Annotated in this window: 22 protein-coding genes; 16 read left to right on the top strand and 6 right to left on the bottom strand. The window is 72.4% G+C overall.

The genetic code is table 11. The annotated features are described in order from the left end of the window. Nucleotides 1-707 precede the first annotated feature (707 nt). Nucleotides 708-1,595 carry an alpha/beta fold hydrolase gene (locus ACI797_RS11580; RefSeq protein WP_456858745.1) on the top strand — a complete coding sequence of 296 codons (888 nt, stop codon included), beginning with the start codon at nt 708-710 and terminating at the stop codon, nt 1,593-1,595. Between the two features lie 312 nt (nt 1,596-1,907). Here the strand turns inward: ACI797_RS11580 and ACI797_RS11575 are convergent, their stop codons facing one another. After that, nucleotides 1,908-2,213, bottom strand: a complete 306-nt coding sequence (locus tag ACI797_RS11575) for a muconolactone Delta-isomerase family protein (RefSeq protein ID WP_456858744.1) — start codon at nt 2,211-2,213, stop codon at nt 1,908-1,910. A gap of 511 nt (nt 2,214-2,724) precedes the next feature. Between ACI797_RS11575 and ACI797_RS11570 the strand changes: the two genes are divergently transcribed. The 3 genes from ACI797_RS11570 to ACI797_RS11560 all read left to right on the top strand — a co-directional run bounded on the left by ACI797_RS11570 (nt 2,725) and on the right by ACI797_RS11560 (nt 4,792). Continuing rightward, on the top strand, nt 2,725-3,273 hold the full coding sequence (locus ACI797_RS11570; protein ID WP_456858743.1) for a 2,4'-dihydroxyacetophenone dioxygenase family protein: 549 nt from the start codon (nt 2,725-2,727) through the stop codon (nt 3,271-3,273). A gap of 839 nt (nt 3,274-4,112) precedes the next feature. After that, entirely contained in the window at nt 4,113-4,361 is a 249-nt protein-coding gene (locus ACI797_RS11565; RefSeq protein ID WP_456858742.1) for a hypothetical protein, read from the top strand. Then, nucleotides 4,358-4,792, top strand: a complete 435-nt coding sequence (locus tag ACI797_RS11560) for a hypothetical protein (RefSeq protein ID WP_456858741.1) — start codon at nt 4,358-4,360, stop codon at nt 4,790-4,792. The genes ACI797_RS11565 and ACI797_RS11560 overlap by 4 nt, the downstream gene beginning before the upstream one ends. A gap of 54 nt (nt 4,793-4,846) precedes the next feature. Here the strand turns inward: ACI797_RS11560 and ACI797_RS11555 are convergent, their stop codons facing one another. The 5 genes from ACI797_RS11555 to ACI797_RS11535 all read right to left on the bottom strand — a co-directional run bounded on the left by ACI797_RS11555 (nt 4,847) and on the right by ACI797_RS11535 (nt 9,973). Further along, nucleotides 4,847-5,611 (bottom strand): CPBP family intramembrane glutamic endopeptidase, encoded by a 765-nt coding sequence (locus ACI797_RS11555; RefSeq protein ID WP_456858740.1) that lies wholly within the window; start codon nt 5,609-5,611, stop codon nt 4,847-4,849. Beyond that, nucleotides 5,608-6,549, bottom strand: a complete 942-nt coding sequence (locus ACI797_RS11550) for an NAD(P)H-binding protein (protein WP_456858739.1) — start codon at nt 6,547-6,549, stop codon at nt 5,608-5,610. Before ACI797_RS11550 ends, ACI797_RS11555 begins: the two co-directional genes overlap by 4 nt. A 208-nt stretch (nt 6,550-6,757) precedes the next feature. Beyond that, entirely contained in the window at nt 6,758-6,955 is a 198-nt protein-coding gene (locus ACI797_RS11545) for a hypothetical protein (protein WP_456858738.1), read from the bottom strand. Nucleotides 6,956-8,091: 1,136 nt separating this feature from the next. Further along, nucleotides 8,092-9,546 carry an eCIS core domain-containing protein gene (locus ACI797_RS11540; RefSeq protein WP_456858737.1) on the bottom strand — a complete coding sequence of 485 codons (1,455 nt, stop codon included), beginning with the start codon at nt 9,544-9,546 and terminating at the stop codon, nt 8,092-8,094. Between the two features lie 304 nt (nt 9,547-9,850). Next, on the bottom strand, nt 9,851-9,973 hold the full coding sequence (locus ACI797_RS11535; RefSeq protein ID WP_456858736.1) for a hypothetical protein: 123 nt from the start codon (nt 9,971-9,973) through the stop codon (nt 9,851-9,853). 61 nt (nt 9,974-10,034) lie between these two features. Here ACI797_RS11535 and ACI797_RS11530 point away from each other — a divergent pair, with 61 nt between their 5' ends. From ACI797_RS11530 to ACI797_RS11475, 12 genes are all read left to right on the top strand, one after another. After that, nucleotides 10,035-11,603: a phage tail sheath family protein gene (locus tag ACI797_RS11530; protein ID WP_456858735.1), complete on the top strand. Its 1,569-nt coding sequence runs from the start codon at nt 10,035-10,037 to the stop codon at nt 11,601-11,603. A 1-nt stretch (nt 11,604) separates the two neighbouring features. After that, the gene (locus ACI797_RS11525) at nt 11,605-12,102 is read left to right on the top strand and encodes a phage tail protein (RefSeq protein WP_456858734.1); all 498 of its coding nucleotides are present in this window, start codon (nt 11,605-11,607) and stop codon (nt 12,100-12,102) included. Nucleotides 12,103-12,281: 179 nt separating this feature from the next. Continuing rightward, the gene (locus tag ACI797_RS11520) at nt 12,282-12,842 is read left to right on the top strand and encodes a hypothetical protein (protein ID WP_456858733.1); all 561 of its coding nucleotides are present in this window, start codon (nt 12,282-12,284) and stop codon (nt 12,840-12,842) included. A gap of 944 nt (nt 12,843-13,786) precedes the next feature. Next, nucleotides 13,787-14,914, top strand: a complete 1,128-nt coding sequence (locus ACI797_RS11515) for a Pvc16 family protein (RefSeq protein WP_456858732.1) — start codon at nt 13,787-13,789, stop codon at nt 14,912-14,914. Continuing rightward, nucleotides 14,911-16,896, top strand: coding sequence for an AAA family ATPase (locus ACI797_RS11510; RefSeq protein WP_456858731.1), 1,986 nt, complete (start codon nt 14,911-14,913; stop codon nt 16,894-16,896). The genes ACI797_RS11515 and ACI797_RS11510 overlap by 4 nt, the downstream gene beginning before the upstream one ends. Next, on the top strand, nt 16,893-17,096 hold the full coding sequence (locus tag ACI797_RS11505; RefSeq protein ID WP_456858730.1) for a hypothetical protein: 204 nt from the start codon (nt 16,893-16,895) through the stop codon (nt 17,094-17,096). Before ACI797_RS11510 ends, ACI797_RS11505 begins: the two co-directional genes overlap by 4 nt. After that, entirely contained in the window at nt 17,096-17,731 is a 636-nt protein-coding gene (locus ACI797_RS11500; protein WP_456858729.1) for a hypothetical protein, read from the top strand. The genes ACI797_RS11505 and ACI797_RS11500 overlap by 1 nt, the downstream gene beginning before the upstream one ends. 3 nt (nt 17,732-17,734) lie before the next feature. Next, nucleotides 17,735-18,007 carry a hypothetical protein gene (locus ACI797_RS11495; RefSeq protein WP_456858728.1) on the top strand — a complete coding sequence of 91 codons (273 nt, stop codon included), beginning with the start codon at nt 17,735-17,737 and terminating at the stop codon, nt 18,005-18,007. Between the two features lie 2 nt (nt 18,008-18,009). Next, entirely contained in the window at nt 18,010-19,182 is a 1,173-nt protein-coding gene (locus tag ACI797_RS11490; RefSeq protein WP_456858727.1) for a hypothetical protein, read from the top strand. After that, the gene (locus ACI797_RS11485) at nt 19,179-19,670 is read left to right on the top strand and encodes a phage baseplate assembly protein V (RefSeq protein WP_456858726.1); all 492 of its coding nucleotides are present in this window, start codon (nt 19,179-19,181) and stop codon (nt 19,668-19,670) included. The genes ACI797_RS11490 and ACI797_RS11485 overlap by 4 nt, the downstream gene beginning before the upstream one ends. A gap of 2 nt (nt 19,671-19,672) precedes the next feature. Next, nucleotides 19,673-20,002 (top strand): hypothetical protein, encoded by a 330-nt coding sequence (locus ACI797_RS11480; RefSeq protein WP_456858725.1) that lies wholly within the window; start codon nt 19,673-19,675, stop codon nt 20,000-20,002. Then, complete coding sequence (locus ACI797_RS11475) at nt 19,999-20,412, top strand: GPW/gp25 family protein (RefSeq protein ID WP_456858724.1); 414 nt, start codon at nt 19,999-20,001, stop codon at nt 20,410-20,412. Before ACI797_RS11480 ends, ACI797_RS11475 begins: the two co-directional genes overlap by 4 nt. The last annotated feature ends 2 nt before the right edge of the window (nt 20,413-20,414 follow it).

Below are 20,414 nucleotides of genomic sequence, written 5' to 3'. Positions count from 1 at the left end.
CTTGGTGCGCCCCTCGACCAGGACCGCGGTGACCACCAGCTCCGGCATCCCCATCGCACACCCCTCACGTCAGGGTGTGAACGATGTCCCGAGACAGGTGTGCACGATGTCCTGAATTCACACACCCCCTCGGACACCAGTAGATGCTCACCCGTTGCCGCGGTGTGCGGGCGGGTTGGAGGGGTCGGCGAGCCGGGCTCCACCTCCTGATGGGTTTTCCAGGCGTCCGCGCGCACGTGCGTGAGATGCCCATCGCGGCGGCAAGGTGGGCCTGCTTCCCTCCGCCCCTGCTGCGGAGCGACGATCAAGTTGCGGCCGTGGAGCGTGGTGCGCGCGCGCCGGCCGGCGACGTGGCCCGGTGCCAGCGGCGCTCCCGCGGGTCAGCCGCTCGTGGGCGGCCTGCCAGAGGTGACCCGGGCACCTCCTGCTACAGGGACCCGGTCCGGTCCTTCCAGCGGATCGCCTCGACACCTGCCGCTGGCGGTCCATCACGCCCAAGCCCACTCCTCATCGGACACCACGGTCTGATGTTTCCCGCAGTCTCGTGAGCCGCTGACCTGGGCGTCAACATCCATGGGACACGCCCAGCTCGGCCACCATCTGAACCCCGGGCGGTTGACCGGTGCCCAGCGCGAGGCCAGCATGACCGAAGCCAGCGCCCTCCGGACGACCCGCCGTGCGCACGTCCCTAGTAACAGGGAGAGCACATGAGCAACGCAGAGACGATCACGGTCCCCCATCTCGGCACCTCGACGATCGGTTACAAGCTCGGCAAGGCCTACGACGCCTCTCTCCCAACGCTGGTCATGGTCAACTCGTTCACCACCTCGGTGGAGCTGTACCGACCCCAGTTCGCCGACGAGAAGCTGGCGGCCACCACCAACCTGCTCGCTATAGAGCCGTACGGTCACGGCCAGACCCGCGCCTCATACGAGCAGTTCACCTACTGGGACTCCGCGATCGCGAATCTGCAAGTCCTCGAGGCGCTCGGCATCCGCGGGGCGTTCGTCCTGGGCACGTCGCAGGGCGGCTGGGTAGCGGCCCGCATGGCCATGCTCGCCCCCCGCACCGTGAAGGGCATCATCCCGCTCGGCACCTCGATGGACTTCGAGAGCCAGCGCAGCCGCAACCTCGGATGCTGGGACGGGGTCGGCTTCTGCGCGCCCGCCATCGACGCACTCGCCGAGAGCGTCGACGAGGACTGGGTGATACCGACCGAGCTCGTCGACGCCGTCCTCGCGGAGGGTTTCGGCGAGACTGTGCCGCCCGAGGAGCGCACGTTCTGGCACACGACGCATCAGGAGAACTACCGTGGCGATGCGGGCCGTGAGCGCCTCCGCATCAGCACCATCAATCTGAGTGACCGCGACGGCTTGCATGGCCGCCTCGACAGCGTGCGGTGCCCGGTCCTGTGGATGCACGGCACTGCAGACAGGGTCTACTCCGTCGCCAACGCCCAGGCCGAGATCGAGCTCCTCGTCAACAGCGCGGCCGCCGAGCTCCGCGTCGTCGAGGACGGTCAGCACTTCCTGAGCGCCTCGAACCCCGAGGACGTCAACACCGCGACAATTGAGTTCATCAACCGCTGGAAGTAGCCGCATCTCCTTGCGCCGGAGCACGTGGTCAGGAGGGCCACATCGCGACCCCGGCATCGTCCCCCTGCCCGGGCGCTGCCCGAATACAGCCCAGGGTCGAGCAGGTGAGGCGGACGCCGGTCACCGGGGCGAGCAGACCCGGCCTCGCCCCATCCCACGAACACCATGGCGTAGGCCTTCGGGAAGGCGGTTCCCCCTACCCGGTCCGCCGTGGCGGCCGACAAGCGCGCTACAAGGCCCACTAGCGCAGGGCACAACGGGCGAGCCGGCATTCGCACGGAAGCCGAGACGCGGTGGGCTAGAGGTTCGAGGCTAGGACTGCCACCGCCTGCGTACGTCGTCGGCGAAGGCCGCGTACTCACGGACCGGGAGGACCTCTTCGAGGGTGAGGTGGTGACTCATCGGCAGGGCGCCCATCACGATCTGGTCGAGCTGATCGTGTGACTCGACCTCCACGATGCCGAGGACCCGGCGCTGCCCGGCGACCTTGTACAAGCTCTTGATGATCCCGCCCTCAATAGCGGCGAGCGCCGCCTGTGTCTCCCGCTCCCATTCGTCCCAGAACTCGTCACGGTCGAGCCGGGTGTGTTCGACGCGGAAGCTGACGTGAAAGAGCACGGGGCACTCCAAGTGTCCAGGCGGCGCCTCGACCGACGCTGCTGCGGTTGGGGTGGCCGACAGCGTGCTCGCGCCCTGCCTGCGAGACAAGACGTCGGACAATCACGGAGAAGACGGCGGCAGTTCTCTACATGCGCTCCTCGACATGCGCTCAGTTGCGGACGGCAGTTCTCGTTCTACGGTCCTCTCGAGATGGAACACCGGCCTCCCTAGAGCCGTGTGCGTATCTAGCGAGTCGCTCCTCGGACACTCATTGCCTCGGCGGCCGTGCAGGTCAGCGGCGTCGCGGCTCGCGCGCTTCAGGGCGGCCGCGGCAGTCACCCGCCGCCGTCACCGATGCGCGACGCTTCCCGCTCGGGATGCCAGGGCCTCCGGTGGAGGAGAAACTGGAACGCACCGGATCGCAGGGCGGCTGGGGGTCGGTAGACGCCGCGGGCTTCCTGCGCGTCCTGTCGGTCGGTGGACCGCAGGGCGCACCGCAGCTCTGCGCCGACCTGCGCGAGGAGGCTCCATGGTCACCCCCGATCCCGTCGCTGGCACCGAGTTCTGGCGTGAGATCAAGCCGATCGACAAGGAGAAGGTCTTCCGCAAGGACGCCGCACCCGAGGTCTTCCTGCCCGACACGATGACCGACGACGACCGCTTCTTCGTACCGCTGTCGGAAACCGTGTTCACCCGGCCGTTGTGGATCTCCCTCGCCCAGAACCGGTGGGCCGATGTCCTGATGGCCAAGCAGCCAGGTCTGGTCAACCGGCACTATCACCCTCACCAGGTATTCGGCTACACGCTCTCTGGCCGGTGGAGTTACCTCGAACACGACTGGGTCGCCACCGCCGGCACCTTTGTCTACGAGGCGCCCGGCGAGGCCCACACACTGGTGGCGCACGAATCCTCCGAGCCCATGCGCGTCCACTTCAACGTCACGGGACCGCTGATCTGGCTGGACGAGAACGGGGAGCCCAACGGCACCTTCGACGCGTATGACTACCTGGAACTGGCGCGGGAGCACTACGAGAAGGCCGGCCTGGGTGCCGAGGCGGTGAACAAGCTACTGCGGTGACCTGCCCGCCGCCGGCCGCGAGCGCAGCCGACGTCCTGGGCCGGTCAGGCCTGCTGACACGGTCGTGCTGAGGCGACTCGGGTTCCCGACACGAGAAGGTCGGGAGCTCGTATCCACCCCCCGACCATCCTGAAGCGCACAATCCGCGTCTTGATGTCCCGTACCGATGACAGTTGGAGGCTCGGAACGGACACGGCGACGGTAGTGGTCGCCGCGGTGGTGTGACCAATCGACGGCGTCATCGTCCTTCGGCACGCCCGCTCGATGCCTCGAGGTCACACATTGGCCGGCAGAAGTCTCGGACGCCGCTGACCCTCCCCCATCGGCGATCAGGCACTTACACCAGTAGCAGCTTCTGATGGCGGCCAGCGACGATGTCGGCCGAGGGCTGCTCCTGGCCGTCTGAACGGGATGGCCGGGAACCCAGCCATCACCAGTCGGCAGTCACCCCTGATAGCCGCTGCCCTCGGGCGGGAGGGCGCCGTCCTCCCGCCACGTCGGTGTCCGGTGACTCCCCCTTCCCCTGACACACACGAGGGCAGGCGCGGGGCCGGCACGGCGGACGAAGGCGCAGTTGTGTTGTCGGCTCGACGAACGCCCGGCACACCGCGTCGCCCACCCACCCCTTCGCCCCGGCCACCACGACGAGAGCGGAGGGAGCCATGCCGTCCAACCCGTCCGCGGCGCGACCGTGCCCCGCTGTCGAAGCACCAGCGGCAGGAGCGACCCGTTGTCCGCATCCCTGGCCGCCGGTCGTCCGGAAGAGAGGTCATCAGGCAACCCACGGAAGAGATCGTCGGTACGCCGGCGGCCAATATGACGCGCGAGGAGATCGAACCATGAGCATGAACAGCATCGACGCCGCAACCGGCACGCGGGACATCAAGAACCACGAGAGCACCAGCTTCGCCGACCTCGGAAAGGAGATGTGGACCTACCTGACCGGCAAGGGGGCCGCCATCAACTACGAGTTCGTCGACATGGTCGTCGAGGTGCCCCGGGAGACCGGAGCGGACGCGCCTCGCGCGGTGTGGCGGCTCAACGGCACGCTGCGCATCACGACCACCGAGAACGCCAGCCGGGGATGATGCACCCCCACGGCCCCGTCCACCTGTCCGGCGAGCTCTCGCTGGAAGTGGACGGGGTGGGCGTCCAGGTGCACGCCAACGGCGCGGACGTGCGGATCGTCGCCGAGGACGTGGGCGCCTTTGTAGTCCGGGTCCGGGAGGCGGCGACCGCACGGAGCGGGTTGGCGCCCGGCCGGCGGGACCTGAGCGGCTTGGCCGAGGCCCTGGCCGCCTCCGGGATCACCGCGCACCTGGAGTCCCCCACGCGCTCGGTGGCCGTCGTCGGCGCTGGCGTCGACTCGCCGGCCGGGGCACTGCTGCTGGGCACCCGGCGGGTATGCCCCCGCGCCGCGTTGGCTGTCATCGCCGCCGGCGGCGGCCGCCGGTTGCTCGCCGCGGGCGCGGCGACGGTGCTGTTGGCAGCCGTCCTGCTACGACGCCGCCGCCGGTGATCCGTCAGCGGGCGCGGCCGGTCATCGTGCCGACCGCGCCCGAGGGGGCCGCCCTCACTCAGGCGTCGGCGACCGCTCCTCGGCGAGTCGGCGGGCGAACAGCGGCGGGAGGTAGCGCAGCATCAGGGCCGACCACACCACATGCGTGAGCATGGACGCCTGAATTCCACCGGTGATCCGGCGCTGCTGCGCGAAGAGCAGACCCATTGGCACGCTCGCCAACACGAGCGCCGGGTTGCGGGTGGCGGTGGTGGCCAGCCCATAGACCGCGGTCGAGGCGAGCACCGGCCGGGCCGGGCCCGCCGCCGCGTAGACCGAGCCGCGAAAGAACACCTCCTCCGCCACGCCGTTGGCCAGCGTGGTGGTGAGCACGAGCGGGGTCGTCCCCTGGTCGGCGTAGCGGAGCACCGAGCCGATCGCCCGTTCCAGGACCGGGATCCGCCGCGCGACCAGCGCCGCGGCGTAGAAGGCCCCGAAAGCGCCGGCCCCCGAAGCCACCGGCGTGAACACCGGCCGGCGCAAGCGGTCCCCTGGCCCGAACATCCGTCCCAGGTGCAGCGGCCCGGACGCCAGCCCACCGACCACCCAGGTGCCGGCGACCCCGAGGGTCAGCCAGTAGAACCGTGGTGAGCCCGGCGGCGTAGACAGCGACGCGCCCAGCAGCGACGCGCCGGTGACCGCGGTGGCGCCGGTGACCCGCCGGCGGCGCCGGAAGGCCTCGTCGCTCTCCCAGTGGTCCCGGGGCACGCGTCGCAGCAGCGGCCCGGCCGCCCGCCGCACCCAGGACGGCAGCACCTGGACCGCACGCAGGCGGGTCACCGCCGCGCTCCGCGGCTCAGCCATCCGCCACGCGGCTCACCAACTTGCCGCCGGCGTTCCTGTGCCCGTTCGACCAGGGCGGCCATGACCATCTCGTCGTAGTCCATCGGCTCGAAGGGCACGACCGAGCGGATGGCGTCGTCGGTGACGATCACCTCGTTGGTCATGGAATCGATGAGCGAGCGGCCGGTGGCCACGTCGACGTCGGTGACCAGGGCCAGCCAGCGCGAGGACAGCTGCGGGCTGAGCAGCGGCACGGGGACGACGAACAGGTGCCGGTTCTGTATCTCGGCGACCCGGGTCATCATCTGCAGGTAGGTGAGTACCTCCGGGCCCCCTACCTCGAACACCCGCCCGGCGGCCTCCGGTGCCTCGAGGACACCGACCAGGTACCGGACGACGTCGGCGACCGCGATCGGCTGCGTGCGCGTGCTGACCCACCGCGGCGTGACCATGGCGGGTAGGTGCGCCACGAGCTGGCGGGTGAGCTCCCACGACACCCCGCCGTGACCCACCACGATGCCCGCGCGCAGCACCGTCACCGGCACACCGGTGTTCCCCAGCAACTGCTCGACTTCGCGGCGGCTGCGCAGGTGCCGGGACAACTGGTCACCGTCCTGGCCCAGGCCGCCGAGGTAGATGATCCGGTCAATCCCGCTCGCGGTCGCGGCTCGGGCGAAGGCGCGCGCCGCGTCGGCGTCCCTGCGCTCGAAGTCCGGGTCGTCGAGGGAGTGCACGAGGTAGTAGGCGACCTCGCAGCCCTCGAGTGCCCTCCGCAGCGATCCCTCGTCCCCGACGTCTCCGGCGACCGCGCTGCCGGCCCCGTCGTAGCGCTCCGGCCGTCGGGTCATCGCCCGCACGTCGTGGCCCGCTGCTTCGAGCGCGGTGGCCAGCCGGCTGCCCACGAACCCGGACGCGCCGGTGACCAGGATCCTCATCGGCACAGCGATGACCCGGGTGGGTGGGGGGCGCGACCCGTCCGGCCCCGGAAACGGACCCATGTCAGCCGAGGATCCGTACACGCCGGTGACCGCGGGTATCGGTACCGTTCGCGCCCCAAACCCAGCGTCTCCCCAGCATCCCGATGCAAGGCCCGGACCTCAGCCCTCATGGAGGCACCTGCGGGTTGGCCGTACGACGGCCGAGTCACAGAGGGACTCGGACGCCGGCGTTCCAGGAGTCGAGGGTCCTGTCGATCCGCGCCCGGCAGCTGACGACGTCCCTGCGCGCGGCAGGCGTGTCCTCGTGGCGCAGGGCAGCGGTGGCCGCCGCCAGGTCCAGGCGGGCCAACTCGAACTCCACGAGGAGGACGTCCGGGTCGTCGTCTGCGGTGATCACGCTCATGGCCAGTCTTCGTCCCCGCCGGTGGGCGCGGATGCATCGGATTCGCCTCCATGCTGCCGCTGCCTGTGCTCCGCGTGGGCAGTTGCCTCCCACGTGTCCAGGCCCCATCCGGCATCTGGTCGACCGACGCCTTCCGGCGCCTCAGCTGGCCTTTCGATGAACGGCCGCTCAGCTCCGCCGGAGGTACACGCGTTGGGCTATATGCCAAGTCGCCCCTCGGCCCTCGGACACCACTTGGCGCACACCGGGTACCGCCAGACCGGCGGGCCGTCGCTGGGCCGCTGGCCTGCCCACCGACGAGCTTTGGACATCGCCGCCTGCGCTCACGCACACATGGTCGACGCGGGGGCGCCGCCCCGCCGTACTTCCTGAGCGATCGGTGGTTTGCGCACCCCAGATGCCGCGGGGCACTACGACGAACGCTCCTGCGGCAAAGGACGACCCGGGGCGGCAAGGTGGTCTGCTGCTCGGCGGGTCAACAGTGCCGCGACGCCCGTCGCCGGGGCCAGCACGCGCGTCTTCATGGAGCCCTGGCGACGCTGTCTTTCGCTGGACCTGGCGCGACTTCTCTGGGCGCGCCCTTCGTCACCCTCCACGACGTGCCTCTTCACTGGGTGTCCGCCCCATCGTCGGCCGTCACCTCGTCCGAGAACGGGGGCGAAGGGCCCGTCCCGGAAGGCCCATGAGCGCCTCCTGCAGCGTCGACACCGAAGGACGTGGCGAGGCGCGGAGATGCCGCGCTCAAGGCAACAGGGCAGACCTCTCGGTCCAGCGGGAACCGTGTGCGTATGTAGCGTGTCGCCCCTCGGACACCACGTGTTGCACCCGCATCCGCCGTGTTCACTTCGGCGGCCAGTTCGCCGCTGTTGTGGTGGTAATCGAGGCGTACTCCGAGTTCACCAATAGAGGCCGGCCTTGGCCTCGACAGATGCCGCTGACAGGCGGCCGGCCGGCAGACATGTCGCCGAGCGCTGCGGTGAAGTCCGCCCGGTCGCGATCACCAGGCCCTTCAGCTCCCGGCGATAGTGCCCATGTGGTTCTTCCCCATCGCCTCGTCACCGGCAACACCGACGTTCCGATCACGCCGGACCGTCATTACCAGCGTCGCCTGCACGTCACAGCCAGACAGCCTGCGGTCATACGGGTACGCCCAGGCAGGCCAGGAGCGCCCTAGCTGCCCGCCGCAGAGACTCGAACAGCGGCATGAGCTGGAAGACCGTCAGCTGGTCCGGCGGTCCGGCGAGATACTCGCGCAATGCTCGTGCCGCCTCTCGGAAAGCGAGGACCTCCGCGGAACACCGCATGACCGCCTGCCCGGCACCGCTGAGCAATTCCTCGATCGGGCCGACGATGTCGTCGACCTTGCCGCCCCACACGTCCACTTCCGTCGTGGTCATGGGCGTCACCGCTACCGGCGCGTCCTGGACCGGGGCGATCAGCAATGCCTTGACCGTCGCGAGAGTGACGGCCGAGGTTCCGGACAGCCGACTCGCCCGCCAGTTCTCCAGTGCCCTCGCCTCATCCTCTCCGCGCACGATCGTGTCGCTCGACCACAGGAGGACGCCGAGGCCGGCCAACATGCCCAGGCTGGCCGCGACGCTGGCGGAGAGGAGCCCTGTTCCGGCGGCTGCGCCCTCCCCCGTCACGGCCAGACCGCGGACCGCGACGGCGCCGCCCATGGCGGCTGCGGAGACCTCGGGGCCGGGACGTCGCTCTTGCTCGCCCGTCGGCCGAACGCCTCCGATCCGCCGTAGCGCCTCTCGCGTGTACCGGGCCAGCGCCGCGGTGACCTCGAGGCGTTCTTGGCTGCTCGACGGCTGGTCCATCAGCCACCGGACCATCAGGTCCAACTCCCCCGCCAGGACCTCGGCGGATAGGCGGGCGGGGTCCATCGACTGCGCAAGCGCCGACGGCTGCCGCGCGATACCCGGGCCGCTGGCTCCCTGAACGGTTATGCAGCCGCTGGAGGCGCTCTCGGCCGCGTCCCGGGCCGACCGTTCGTGTGCGCCACCGGGCAACGGCGACGGCGCAGCGCCACCCCGCCGCTGCTGAACGACGTGGACGAGTTCGTGAACAAGCAGTCGTTCTCCGGCGGGGACGTGCGGGGCATACCGATCGCGTGCGAAGACCACGTGCTCCCCCACGCTGTAAGCGGCCGCGTTGACTGCCTCAGCCGACTTCGCCGCGAGCCCGTCGACATGGATCCGCACGGCACCGAAGTCTTCGGCGAAGCGCCGCTCCATCACCGCGCGCACGCGGGACTCCAGCGGCCGGCCCACCGACCGGACGACCTGTCGTGGATCTTCGGTCGCGCTCGGGGCGGCTGGAGCAAACGTGTAGGCCAAACCGACCACCTCTCGCCTCAGGCTCGACGCTTCCGTCCTGCCAGTCTCCCTCCGCTGCCACCAGCAGCAAGAGGGCTGGGTGTGCTTGCGTCCCGCCCTGCCGTCCCGGGCAGTACGCAGCTGACGAGATGCGGGCGGCCGGTGCGCCGCCACGGCCAGGACCCTGCCCGCGCACCGGCGACCGAGGGCCCGACAGAGTCGGGTGCCCGCGGCGTCCGTCCGTGGGGACGCCGTGGAGGTGCGCATGTGACGCGGATGTGATGGGGCGGTGACGGGACGGGCCGCATCCTGCACTCGGGCCGAGGGCGGCGCGACGAGCCGCCGTGATCTGCTCGAAGGGGACGACGATGGCCGTGCAGACCTCCTTCCCGGGCGTCTACGTGCAGGAGGTGCCGTCAGGCGTTCGCACCATCGTCGGTGTCTCTACGTCGGTCACGGCGTTCGTCGGGCAGACGCGCTTCGGCCCGGTGAACACGCCGGTCCCGGTCGGGTCGATGCCGGAGTACGTGCGCACCTTCGGACTCCCGTGGGACGAGGACCACCCGACCGGTCACGCCGTCCAGTTGTTCTTCGCCAACGGCGGCTCGCAGGCGCTCGTCGTGCGCGTCGTGGGCTCGGGGTCGGCCGCCGCCTCGGTCGCGCTCCCGCAGACCGGCGTCAGCCCGGCTGCCACGACGCTCACGCTGACCGCGAACGGCGCCGGCACGTGGGCCAACAAGGTGGGCGGCCGCGGGATGGAGGCCGACGTCGCCTACGGCACGACCGAGAACTCCGCCGATCTCTTCACGCTCACCGTCCGGCTGCGCGGCCCCGACGTGCGCACGGGCGAGTCGACCGTCCAGACGGAGGAGGTCTTCACGAACGCCTCGATGGCGCCCAGGCACCCGCGCTTCATCCTCCGGCTGCTCGGCAGCTCGAAGCTCGTCACCGGGGCCCGCCCCACCGGCGCGCCGACGAGCACCGCGCAGGCGACGTCGACCAGCGCGCAGGTGGCAACCGGCGACGTCTCCATCGGTGGTGCGAACGGCACCCTGCGCGTGTCCGTCGACTACGGCCCACCGGTCGACCTGGTCCTCGCCACCGGGGCATCGACCACCGTGACGAAGGCCGACCTGCGCACGACCATCAACGGCGTCGCCGCGACTGCCGGGGTGCCCATCACCGCCGGCGGTACGGACACGTCGTTCAACCTCACCACCACCGGCACCGGCGGCCCGGATCGCGCGGTCACCGTGCTCGTCGCCCCCCAGAACGACGCCTCGCAGATCCTGCGGCTCGGTCGCACGTGGGGAGGCACCGAGGTCTCTGGTGCTGCCTCGCTGCGGCCGGCGGAGACGGGGGCGACCCCGGCCGGCTTCACCGGCGGCACGGACACCTCGATCACCCCCGACAGCGTGGTCCCGACGTCCGGCACGGGCGGGGTGTTCTCGCTCGGTGTACTGGATTTTCCCCGGTTCAACCTGCTGTGCCTGCCGGACGTGCCCGCCAACGCGCCTGCCGACACGCCCGCTCTGCGCAACCAGAAGCTCACCGAAGCGCTCGCCTTCTGCCGGCAAGAACGCGCCTTCCTCGTTGTCGACACGCCGAAGGACTGGCCGGTCTCACCCGCCCCGAACCTGGGCGGCCTGCCGGCCCTCGGTGAGCACGGGGCGATCTTCTATCCCCGTGTGACGATCGGCGAGACCGGCGCCGGGGGGCTCCCGCTCACCCTGAACCTGCCGGCCTGCGGGGCTGTGGCGGGCGTGATGGCGCGCACCGACGCCACCCGGGGCATCTGGAAGGCCCCCGCGGGCCTCGCCGACGGCGGCATCGTCGGGATCGCCGGGCTGAGCGTCCCGACCGACGACCGGCTCTCCGGCGTGCTCAATCCGCGCGGCGTCAACGCGCTGCGCGTGTTCCAGGGCGCCGGAGCGGTGGTCTGGGGGGCTCGCACTCTGAAGGGTGCGGACACGCAGGCGTCGGAGTTCAAGTACGTGCCCGTGCGACGGCTGACCAACTTCATCGCCTCCTCGCTGTACCTCGGCACGCAGTTCGCCGTCTTCGAGCCCAACGACCCCGATCTCTGGGCCACCCTCCGCCTGGCCGTCACCACCTTCATGCGTGGCCTGTTCACCGCCGGGGCGTTCCAGCAGAGCACGGCCCGGGCCGAGTCCGACAGCTTCTTCGTCACCTGCGACGAGAGCGTCAACCCACAGTCGGAGATCGACCTGGGGCGGGTGAACGTCGTCGTCGGCTTCGCCCCGTTGAAACCCGCTGAGTTCGTGATCGTGACCATCACCCAGATCTCGAGGCTGGAGGCCTGACGTGGCCGCATTCAAGGTCGGAGGTGTGGACCGCTTCGACCCCTACAAAACGTTCATGTTCCGCGTCAGCTGGGACGGCACCTACGTCGCCGGCCTGACTCAGATGAGCGCGCTCAAGCGGACCACGACCGTCCTGGCCGAACGGGACGGCGCGGACCCGGCACGCGAGCGCAAGAGCCCCGGCGTGACCAAGTACGAGGCGGTCACGCTCAAGCGCGGCGTCACCCTCGACGACAAGTTCGAGAAGTGGGCCCAGCTGGTGCACGACCTGAAGAACCCCATCTCGCTCACCAAGTTCCGCAAGGACCTCCTCGTCGACGTCTTCAACGAGGCGGGCCAGAAGGTCATCTCGTACAAGCTCAACCGCTGCTGGGTCTCGGAGTTCGAGGCGCTGCCGCAGCTGGACGCGGCGAACGCAGCGGTGGCGATCGAGACCCTCAAGATCGAGCTGGAGAGCTGGGAGCGCGACGTCGCAACGATCGCACCCGCGGAGACCTGACCGTGGGTGGCGCCGTGTCGGCTGAGGACCACCGCACCGCTCCGCCGTCCGGCGCGGCGCCGGCGTGCGGCGGCTCGCGGTCCGTGCCGTCGGAGGCGGCGCTGTGCGCGCTCCGGGAGGGCATCACGGAGCTGCAGCAGATCGAGGTCGTACTGAGCGCTTGCGGCGCGGACCCATCCGTGACGACGGTCGCCGACGGCGACCGTCTGCTGCTCGAGGTGTACCGGGCGATGACCGGCGCCGACCTGGAGCTGCCGTTGCGGTGTCCCGCCTGTGGCGAGGTGAGCGCGGTGCGGCTGGGCGCCGACACCGTTCCCGCCGCGGTTCCCCGCAGCGCGGTCCTCGGTCCCGGCGGGGGGCTTCGCCAGCCGACCTACGGTGACCTGGCCCGGCTGCCGGATGGCACCGACGGCCACGCGACCGACGCCCTGCTGGCCCGCTGCGTGATCGGGACACCGTCCCGGCCGCCGGAGGAGGAGGACCTGGACACGATCGACGACTCCCTCGTCGGGCCGATGACCTTCGGGTGCGCCGGGTGCGGCGCCGAGGTCGCCCACCCGGTCGATGTCCAGACCACCGCTCTGCGGGCGCTGCTACGGCTGCTGGACGCGTACGACCTGGAGGTGCACCTGCTCGCGTCGGCGTACCGCTGGACCCTCGAGGCCATCGAGGGGTTGCCGCGCGAGCGCCGCCGCAGGCTCGCGGCGCTGATCGCGGACGAGTCCGGCCGGCGGGGGTGAGCCATGGCCACTCCCCCGGGCGCGGACCCGTCCCGCCCCCCGGCCTCGCGGACTTCCGCCGCGTCCGGACTGATCGCCCGCGCCCGGCGACCCGCGGTCCGGTGGAGTGTCCTCGGGCCGGCGGACGTCGTGGTGCCCGGGCCAGCTGCGGTGCCGCCCCTGGTGGCCGCGCCCGGGGATGCGAGCCCGGCGGACGGCGCTGCCGGTCCCCGGCCGGTGCCGCTCCCACCGGGACCTGCACCGGAGGCGACGCGCCGGGGGGTCGCGGACGACCTCGGCCGGGCCCGCGTGGAGGCCACCGTCGCGGGGTCGGGCCACAGCGCCGGGAGCGCCGCCCAGCTCCCTCCGCCCCCGGCAGCGGAGGTCACGGCAGCGGAGGTCACTGGCCGGGAGCTGCTCCCGCCGCGCGCGCCCACGACCGTGGAGCTTGGTTCCGGCGTTGCGTCACACAATCCCGCGCCGCGCGGACCCACGACCGTCCCGGCGGCTCCCCGGCCCGCGTCCGAGGTGGTGGACGCTGTGGACGCCGGTGCCCCGGCCTCGTCGCCGTCCGCCCCGCCCGGTCGACCTCCCTCGGCACCATCGGGGCAACCGGTGGCAGGGACGACGACGGCGCCGTCCGCCGGCGAGCCCGCTCCACGACAGCCCGGGCCTGTCCGGGCGCCGTGGCCGCTGCCGGGCGACGGTCCTCCGGTCATCGACCTGTCGGTCGCCGGACCCACGCCCCTGCGGCCGTACCACCGCGCCCAGGACCGCCCGCGCGATGACCGCCTCCGCCGCGACCCGGCACCGGGCGGGGCGGCCGGCGCCGCCGGCGACCGCTCCCCTGACGTCCACATCGGCCAGATCACCGTGGTCACGCCCCCGGCGGCGCCCGCCGCGGCCGACCCGTTCGGGTCCGTGGCGCATCTGCGCCGCGGTCGCCCGCACCGGGGGGAGCCGTCGTGACCACCACCGCCAACGCCTTTTTCACCGTCGACGAGACGCTCAAGAAGCTCACCGACGCCGGGCTGGCCGACGCGGGCCTCACGCCCAAGCCGGAGGTGACCGTCGGCCCGCTCGACCGCGACGAGGACGGCCCACGACTGAACTGGTTCCTGTACGGGATCAACCCGCACCCGTCGTTCCGGAACATGGAGCACCCGCTCACCGGGCCGGCGAACCGGCGGGGTGCTCCGCCGCTCGCGGTCGAGCTGCACTACCTGCTCACCGCGTACGGCGCCCCCCCGACGACGACCGGTGACGGGGAGCAGATCATCCACGTCGCGCTCGCCGCCGTGATGCGACGGTTCACCGAGAGCGCGATCGTCGGCCTGGGCTCGCCCTTCCTCCCGACGACGCCGGCGCCGCAGCTGGTCGAGCCGCTGCGGTTCACCCTCGAGCCCCTGGACCTGGAGAACGCGTCGAAGATCTGGACGGCCGCCACGCGCCCGATGCGCCTGTCCGTCGTCTACCGAGTGAGCCTGGTGGTGGTCGAGCAGCAGCTCCGGTCGCCGCTCGGTCCGCCGGTGACCACCCCGCGAGTGGTCGTCTCGCCGTCTCTGAGCCCCCGCCTGGGCACGCCCGAACCGGCCCGCATCGGAGGGGACGAGATCACCACCCTCGCCGTCGCCGGCACGGTGACCGGTCTGCGACACCTCCTCGCTTCGGCGCCGGGTGATCCCCCGGGTGCCCCGGCGGACGGCTGGCCGATGACCGTCGTGAGCGAGGAGGCCGGTCGCGTCCGGCTGCGGTTGCCCCGGCACGACCTGGTCGCTGGCGCCCGACGGCTGGACGTCGTCTCGCTGGTCGAGGGCATGCCGGCCGGCCGGGACAGCGTGACACTGACCGTCGCACCGACCGTGACGGTGCCGCCGGGCCCGGTCGCCGCGGGTACGCCGTTGACGCTGACCACCGCCCACACCGGGGCGGATACGGAGGCGTTCCTGGACGGGGTGCCCCTGCCGACCAGCGGCATCACGCGCACGTCGGTGACAGTCACCGTTCCGCCGGGACCGCCCGGCGAGCACGGGATCACGTTGCGCAGCGCGCACGTCGCGGGCTCCGCCACGCCACTGCAGGTGACGCCGTGACCGCGCGGCAGTGGGTCGGCGTGCTGCCGCCGGCCGCCGTCGGGCCCGACATCGATGCGGCCGGCGCGGCGCTCACCGCCTTGAGCCAGGCGCTGGGCCTGTACCTCTCCGGGCTGCGCGCGGCGTGGTCGGCCGGCGACCACCATGACGGCGCGCCGGGCAGCGATGCGGAGATCGCGCGCCTGGTCGCCGCCGTCGGTATCTCGCCACGGCCGAGCGCCGCGGACCTCCGGGCCTTCCGGTCGCTCGCCGAGGTCGTGTCGCGGCCGGCCCAGGACCCGTTCGGCCGGGTCGCGGGGTGCCTCGGGCTCGATCTCGGCGAGCGGCTGACCGTCGCCGCCGTCTGGTGGGCCGAGACCGACCCCCAGTTCGCGCTGCTGCTGGGCTGCGCCCACGACGACGGGGCGTCCCGCCATGCGTCCGCGGCCCTGCTGCGGCTGGTTCTCGGCCCGTTCGCGGTGCGGCTGCCGGTCAGCTGGGATCCCGACGACGACCTGGTGCGGCTCGGTGTCCTGGAGCCCGGCGCCGGTCCCGGTGACGCCCTGCGCCTGACACCGGCCGCGCGCCGTGCACTCGCCGGGCTCCCGCCCGCCGCCGCACCGGATCCGTCCACGGGGGATGCGGCCGTGCCCACGGACCGCGGCGTGGTCGAGCGGGTCGCCCAGCTCCTCGGCACCCGCACGGCGGTACTGCTGCGTGCCGGGCCGTCGGTGTCGTCGAGGGCGCTGCGCGTCCTGGCCGGTGCCGCGGCCGACGCCGTCGGTTCGCGCGTGCTGCCGGGCGAGCGGTGTTCCGACGCCGAGCTGCGCCTGCTCGGCCGGACCGGCACCGGGATCCCGCTGGTGGCGGCCGAGCGGCTCGCGCCGCTCGGCTGGACGGCCGCCGATGGCCCCCTGCTCGCCCTCGGCGAGGCCGGCGCCGCGACGCACGGCGCGCACGTGGTCGACGTCGGCCGGCCCGACGTGGGACGGCGCGCGGCGGCGTGGACCCGGGAGCTGAGCGGCGCGGGCCTGGACACGGGCGTCGCAGGCGCGATGGGGCGCAGGCTGGGCGCCCGGTTGATGCTCGACGGACCGGAGATCGCCACCGTGGTCACGCAGGCCCGGCGCGAGGCGACCGCGTCGGGTCGCAGGCTCACCGAGGACGGTGTCTGGGACGTCGCCCGCCGGTCCGCCCGCCACGAGCTGCACCGGGTGGCGACGCTGGTGGACCCCGGCTACACGCTCGAGGACCTGGTCGTGCCCCCCGACGTCCGGGCGCAGCTGGAGGAGGTGGTCACGCACGTCGCCCTGCAGGACGTCGTCCTCGACGGGTGGGGCTTCCGGCGCCGGATGCCGCGCGGCCAGGGTGTCGCCGTCCTCCTGTCCGGGCCACCGGGCACGGGCAAGACCATGGCGGCCGAGGCGCTGGCCGCACGGCTGCGGCAGGACCTGTACCGCATCGACCTGTCCGCGGTGGTCTCCAAGTACATCGGCGAGACCGAGAAGAACCTGGCCATGGCGTTCGACGAGGCCGAGCGGGCGGCCGCGGTGCTGTTCTTCGACGAGTGCGACTCGCTCTTCGGCCGACGCACCGAGCAGCGTGACGCCCACGACCGCTGGGCCAACCTGGAGGTCAACTACCTCTTGCAGCGGGTGGAGGTCCACACCGGGCTGGTGGTCCTCGCCACCAACAAGCGGCAGGCCCTGGACGAGGCCCTGCTGCGCCGGCTGCGGTTCTCCATCCGCCTCGACCAGCCCGACGCCGACCAACGGCGCGAGCTGTGGCGCCGGGCCCTCCCGCCGGAGGCGCCCGCCGACGCGCTCGACGTCGACCGGCTCGCCGGCCGGGAACTGACCGGCGGGTCCGTGCAGAACGCTGCGCTGTCCGCGGCGTTCGCCGCGGCGGCCGACGGCGGGCGGATCCGCCAGCCCCACGTGACCCATGCGCTGCGGCGCGAGTACGACAAGCTCGGGAAGGTCTGGACGGAGGGCCGGACGTGACGTCGCGGCCCGGATCCCCCGCCGACCTCACCGTCCGGGTCTCCGGCGTGCCCGACCCCTTCCGCCTGCGCGGCGCCGTCGCCGACCGTCTCGCCGGCCGGCCCGTGCCGACCGGACCGGAGGCCGAGCTGGCGGATGCGGTCGCGGCGCACCTGTGGGAGACGTACGGCCTGCGGTCGGCGCCGGGAGGGGACCACTGATGCCGCTGATCAAAGGGACGCTGCTCTCCTTCTCCGACCCGTTGCTCGGGCTCGTCCCGACCCTGGTGGTCTTTCAGTACAACCCCACGTCGGTCAGCCGGGTCCTCACAACCGCCGCCGGCACGGCGGGGGTGGCCCCGACGGCTGGCAGCCCGACTGCGGCCGGTGGCGCTCCCCGCCCGGCCGGTGAGAGCTACACGCTGCAGTTGGTGCTCGACGCGACCGACGGACTGGAGAAGGACGGGCCGCTGACGAAGCGGTTCGGCATCGGCCCCCGGCTCGCCGCGATCGAGATGCTCATGCAGCCGGTCGGGTCGTCGCTGCTGGGCAACCTGCTCGGCGCGGTCGGGGGCGGCGCGACCGTCCCCACCGGGAAGCTGCCCCTGACGCTCTTCGCGTGGGGCCCCGGCCGGATCACGCCGGTCGAGCTGCGGTCCCTGACCATCCGGGAGACGGCGTTCGACGAGCTGCTCAACCCCCTGCACGCCACCGCCGACCTCGGTCTCACCGTCCTGCGGAAGGCGGACCTGCCCAAGGACCAGACGGTCGCGCGGATCGCCGCGGACTACTACCAGGGCCTGCGCGAGGTGAAGGCGGTCCTGCAACTGCCGCAGATCATCGAGCTGGGAGGGTGACCGGTGTTCGACCCCAGGTCCAGGTACGCGAGCCTGCCGACGGTCGCGGTGCCGACGCCGGACGGCGGCACCCGCGTGATGACCACCCCCCGCATCGCCGCGCAGCCGCCGGTGATCGCCCGCACGGAGATCCGCGCCGGTCAGCGCCTCGATCTCCTGGCCGGCGCCCTCACCGGTGATACCACGTGGTGGTGGACCGTCGCCGACGCCAATCCGTGGGCCGACGCCACGCGGCTGGAACGGCCCGGTGCCGTCGTCGACCTGCCGGGACGTTGACCATGCCCAGCAAGCTGCTCCTGGAGATCGACGGGACCGCCGTTGACGGCGGGGACCTGGACGCCCTGGTGGAGCTCCGCGCGGAAGAGGCGACTCACGAGGCCGACGCCCTCACCGTGGTCGCCCGGGTCGAGCCGAACGCGGCGGGCGAGTGGCCGAGCCTGCTCGACGCCCTCACCAGGCCCCGCACCCCCGTCGTCGCCCAGATCTCCCGCGGCGACGCCGGTTACCGGTTCGACGGGTACTCCGCGGAGGCCGTGTGGGACCTGGACGCCGAGGGACGCTCGACGCTGACCGTCAAGGCGATCGACCGGAGCCTCGACCTCGACGCCGAGGAGAAGGTCACCGCCTGGCCGGGTCAGCGGGAGAGCTCCATCGCCCAGGCCATCTTCGAGAGCAACGGCCTCGAGGCCGAGGTCGAGAAGACGCCCGACGCGCCGGATCCCGACGTCCACGTCCTCCTGCAACGGGACACGGACTGGGCCTTCGTGCGCGCGCTGGCCGGCAGGTGGGGGTACGTCGCGTACTTGGAAGCCGAGCCCGATCTGTCCGGCAGCGGGCTGCTCGGCGCGATCGGCGGCGCGCTCGGCGGCCTGTTCGGCGGCGGACCGGCGCCCGGGACCGTCACCGGGCACTTCCACCCCCTGGACCCGCTCGCCGAACCACAGGGCGAGCTGGCGCTCGGCCACGGCGGCGACGCCTACCGGGTGCAGGTGCGCGCCGAGCTGCTGCGCGGCGCCGAGACCGTCGCGACCCGCATCCCGCCGTTGACGGCGAAGCCGCGCACCGCGCGTGCGGCGGGCGACGACGAGGCGCAGGGCAGCGAGTCGCTGGCGGCGCAGGTGACCAACCTGCTGGCGCCCGACGACGCACCCGGCGAGGTGGACCCGCAGGAGGTGGCGACCGGTCTCGCCCGGCGGTCGGCGTTCGGCGTGGCGCTGACCGTGCAGCTGGACACCGAGCGTGCCGGGCTGCTGCTCCGCGCCCGGCGCCCGGTCCTGGTCCGCGGGCTCGGCTCCACGCTGTCCGGCCGCTACCTGGTGGACCGGGTGCGCCACGTGGTCACCCTCGGCAGCCACGTGCAGGACGTCACGCTCACGCGGAACGCGCTGGGGGTGACCGGCGACGAACCCTTCGGCGCCGGCGCCCTGGGACTGCCTGGAGGACTCCGATGACCGACCGGTTCTACGGGAAGTACATCGGCACCGTCGAGGCGAACGACGACCCGAAGCACCTGTGCCGGGTGAAGGCCAAGGTGCCCGAGGTGCTGGGCGACGAGACCACGGGCTGGTGCCTCCCGAGCGTCCCCTACGGAGGGCCGAAGGTGGGCCTGGCCGCGGTTCCGCCCACGGGTGCCCTCGTCTTCGTCGAATGGCCGGCGGGCGATGTGACCCGCACGCCGGTGTGGTCCGGCGCGGTCTGGTCGGACGGGCAGGGTGTCCCCGACGCCGGGCCCGCCGCGATCCGGCTGATCACGCCGGCGGGGCACAAGGTCGAGCTCGTTGACGAACCGACCGACGACCGGGCACTCCGCCTGACGTCGGCGTCGGGGGCCACGCTGGTGATGGACAAGAACGGCGTCCTGGTCACGTTCAAGAGCCAGAAGGTCGCCGTCACCGCCTCCAGCATCACGCTCAACGGCGGCGCGTTGGAGGTGACCTGACCGTGCCCGGGTCCCTCCTGCACGACGGTGTGACGATCACCTGCCCGCACGGCGGCACGGGTACGGCCACGCCGAGCGCCACCGTGACCGTGGGCGGCGGGAAGGTGCTGACCCGCAACGACCCCGTGACGATCGCCGGATGTGCGTTCAACGTCAGCGGCGCTCCGTCGCCGTGCATGCGAGTCGAGTGGAGGACCGCGGCGGGGAAGGTCAAGGCATCCGGCGCCGCTGTTCTGCTGTCGGACTCCGTCGGCCTGTGCGTCAACGCCGCGGGAGCACCGCAGGGGCCTGCCCAGGTGTCCGGGTTCCAGACGAAGGTCACGGGCCGATGACCGCGCCCCGCGCCCCCATCACCGGTGGAGCGCATCAGCCGCGGCACCCGTACCGGGTGGGGCCGGACCGCCGGCTGGTCCCGGCAGACGACGACCGGCACCTGGCCGACCTGGTACGGCTGGTGCTCCTGACGGGGCCGCGGGAGCGACTGCACCGGCCGGAGTTCGGGCCTGGGCTCGGCGCGACGGCGCTGTTCGAACCGCTCAGCGACGCCCTCCCGGGGCTGATCGAGATGCGTGCGAAAGGGGCGCTGGAGCAGGCACTCGGCGACCGGATCGTCGTCGAGCAGGTGGTGGCCGAGCCGTCGGCGTCCCGGGGAGCGGAGTCGACCCTCGTGGTGCGCGTCGCCTACCGGCCCCGGCTCCGGCCAGGCCCCACCGTCACGATCACGGTCGCGATGGGCGGGTGATC

The sequence above is a fragment of the Geodermatophilus sp. SYSU D00691 genome, from assembly GCF_054050275.1.
Note: the sequence above shows the minus strand (reverse complement) of the source record. Positions and strands in the feature narration are given on the sequence as shown.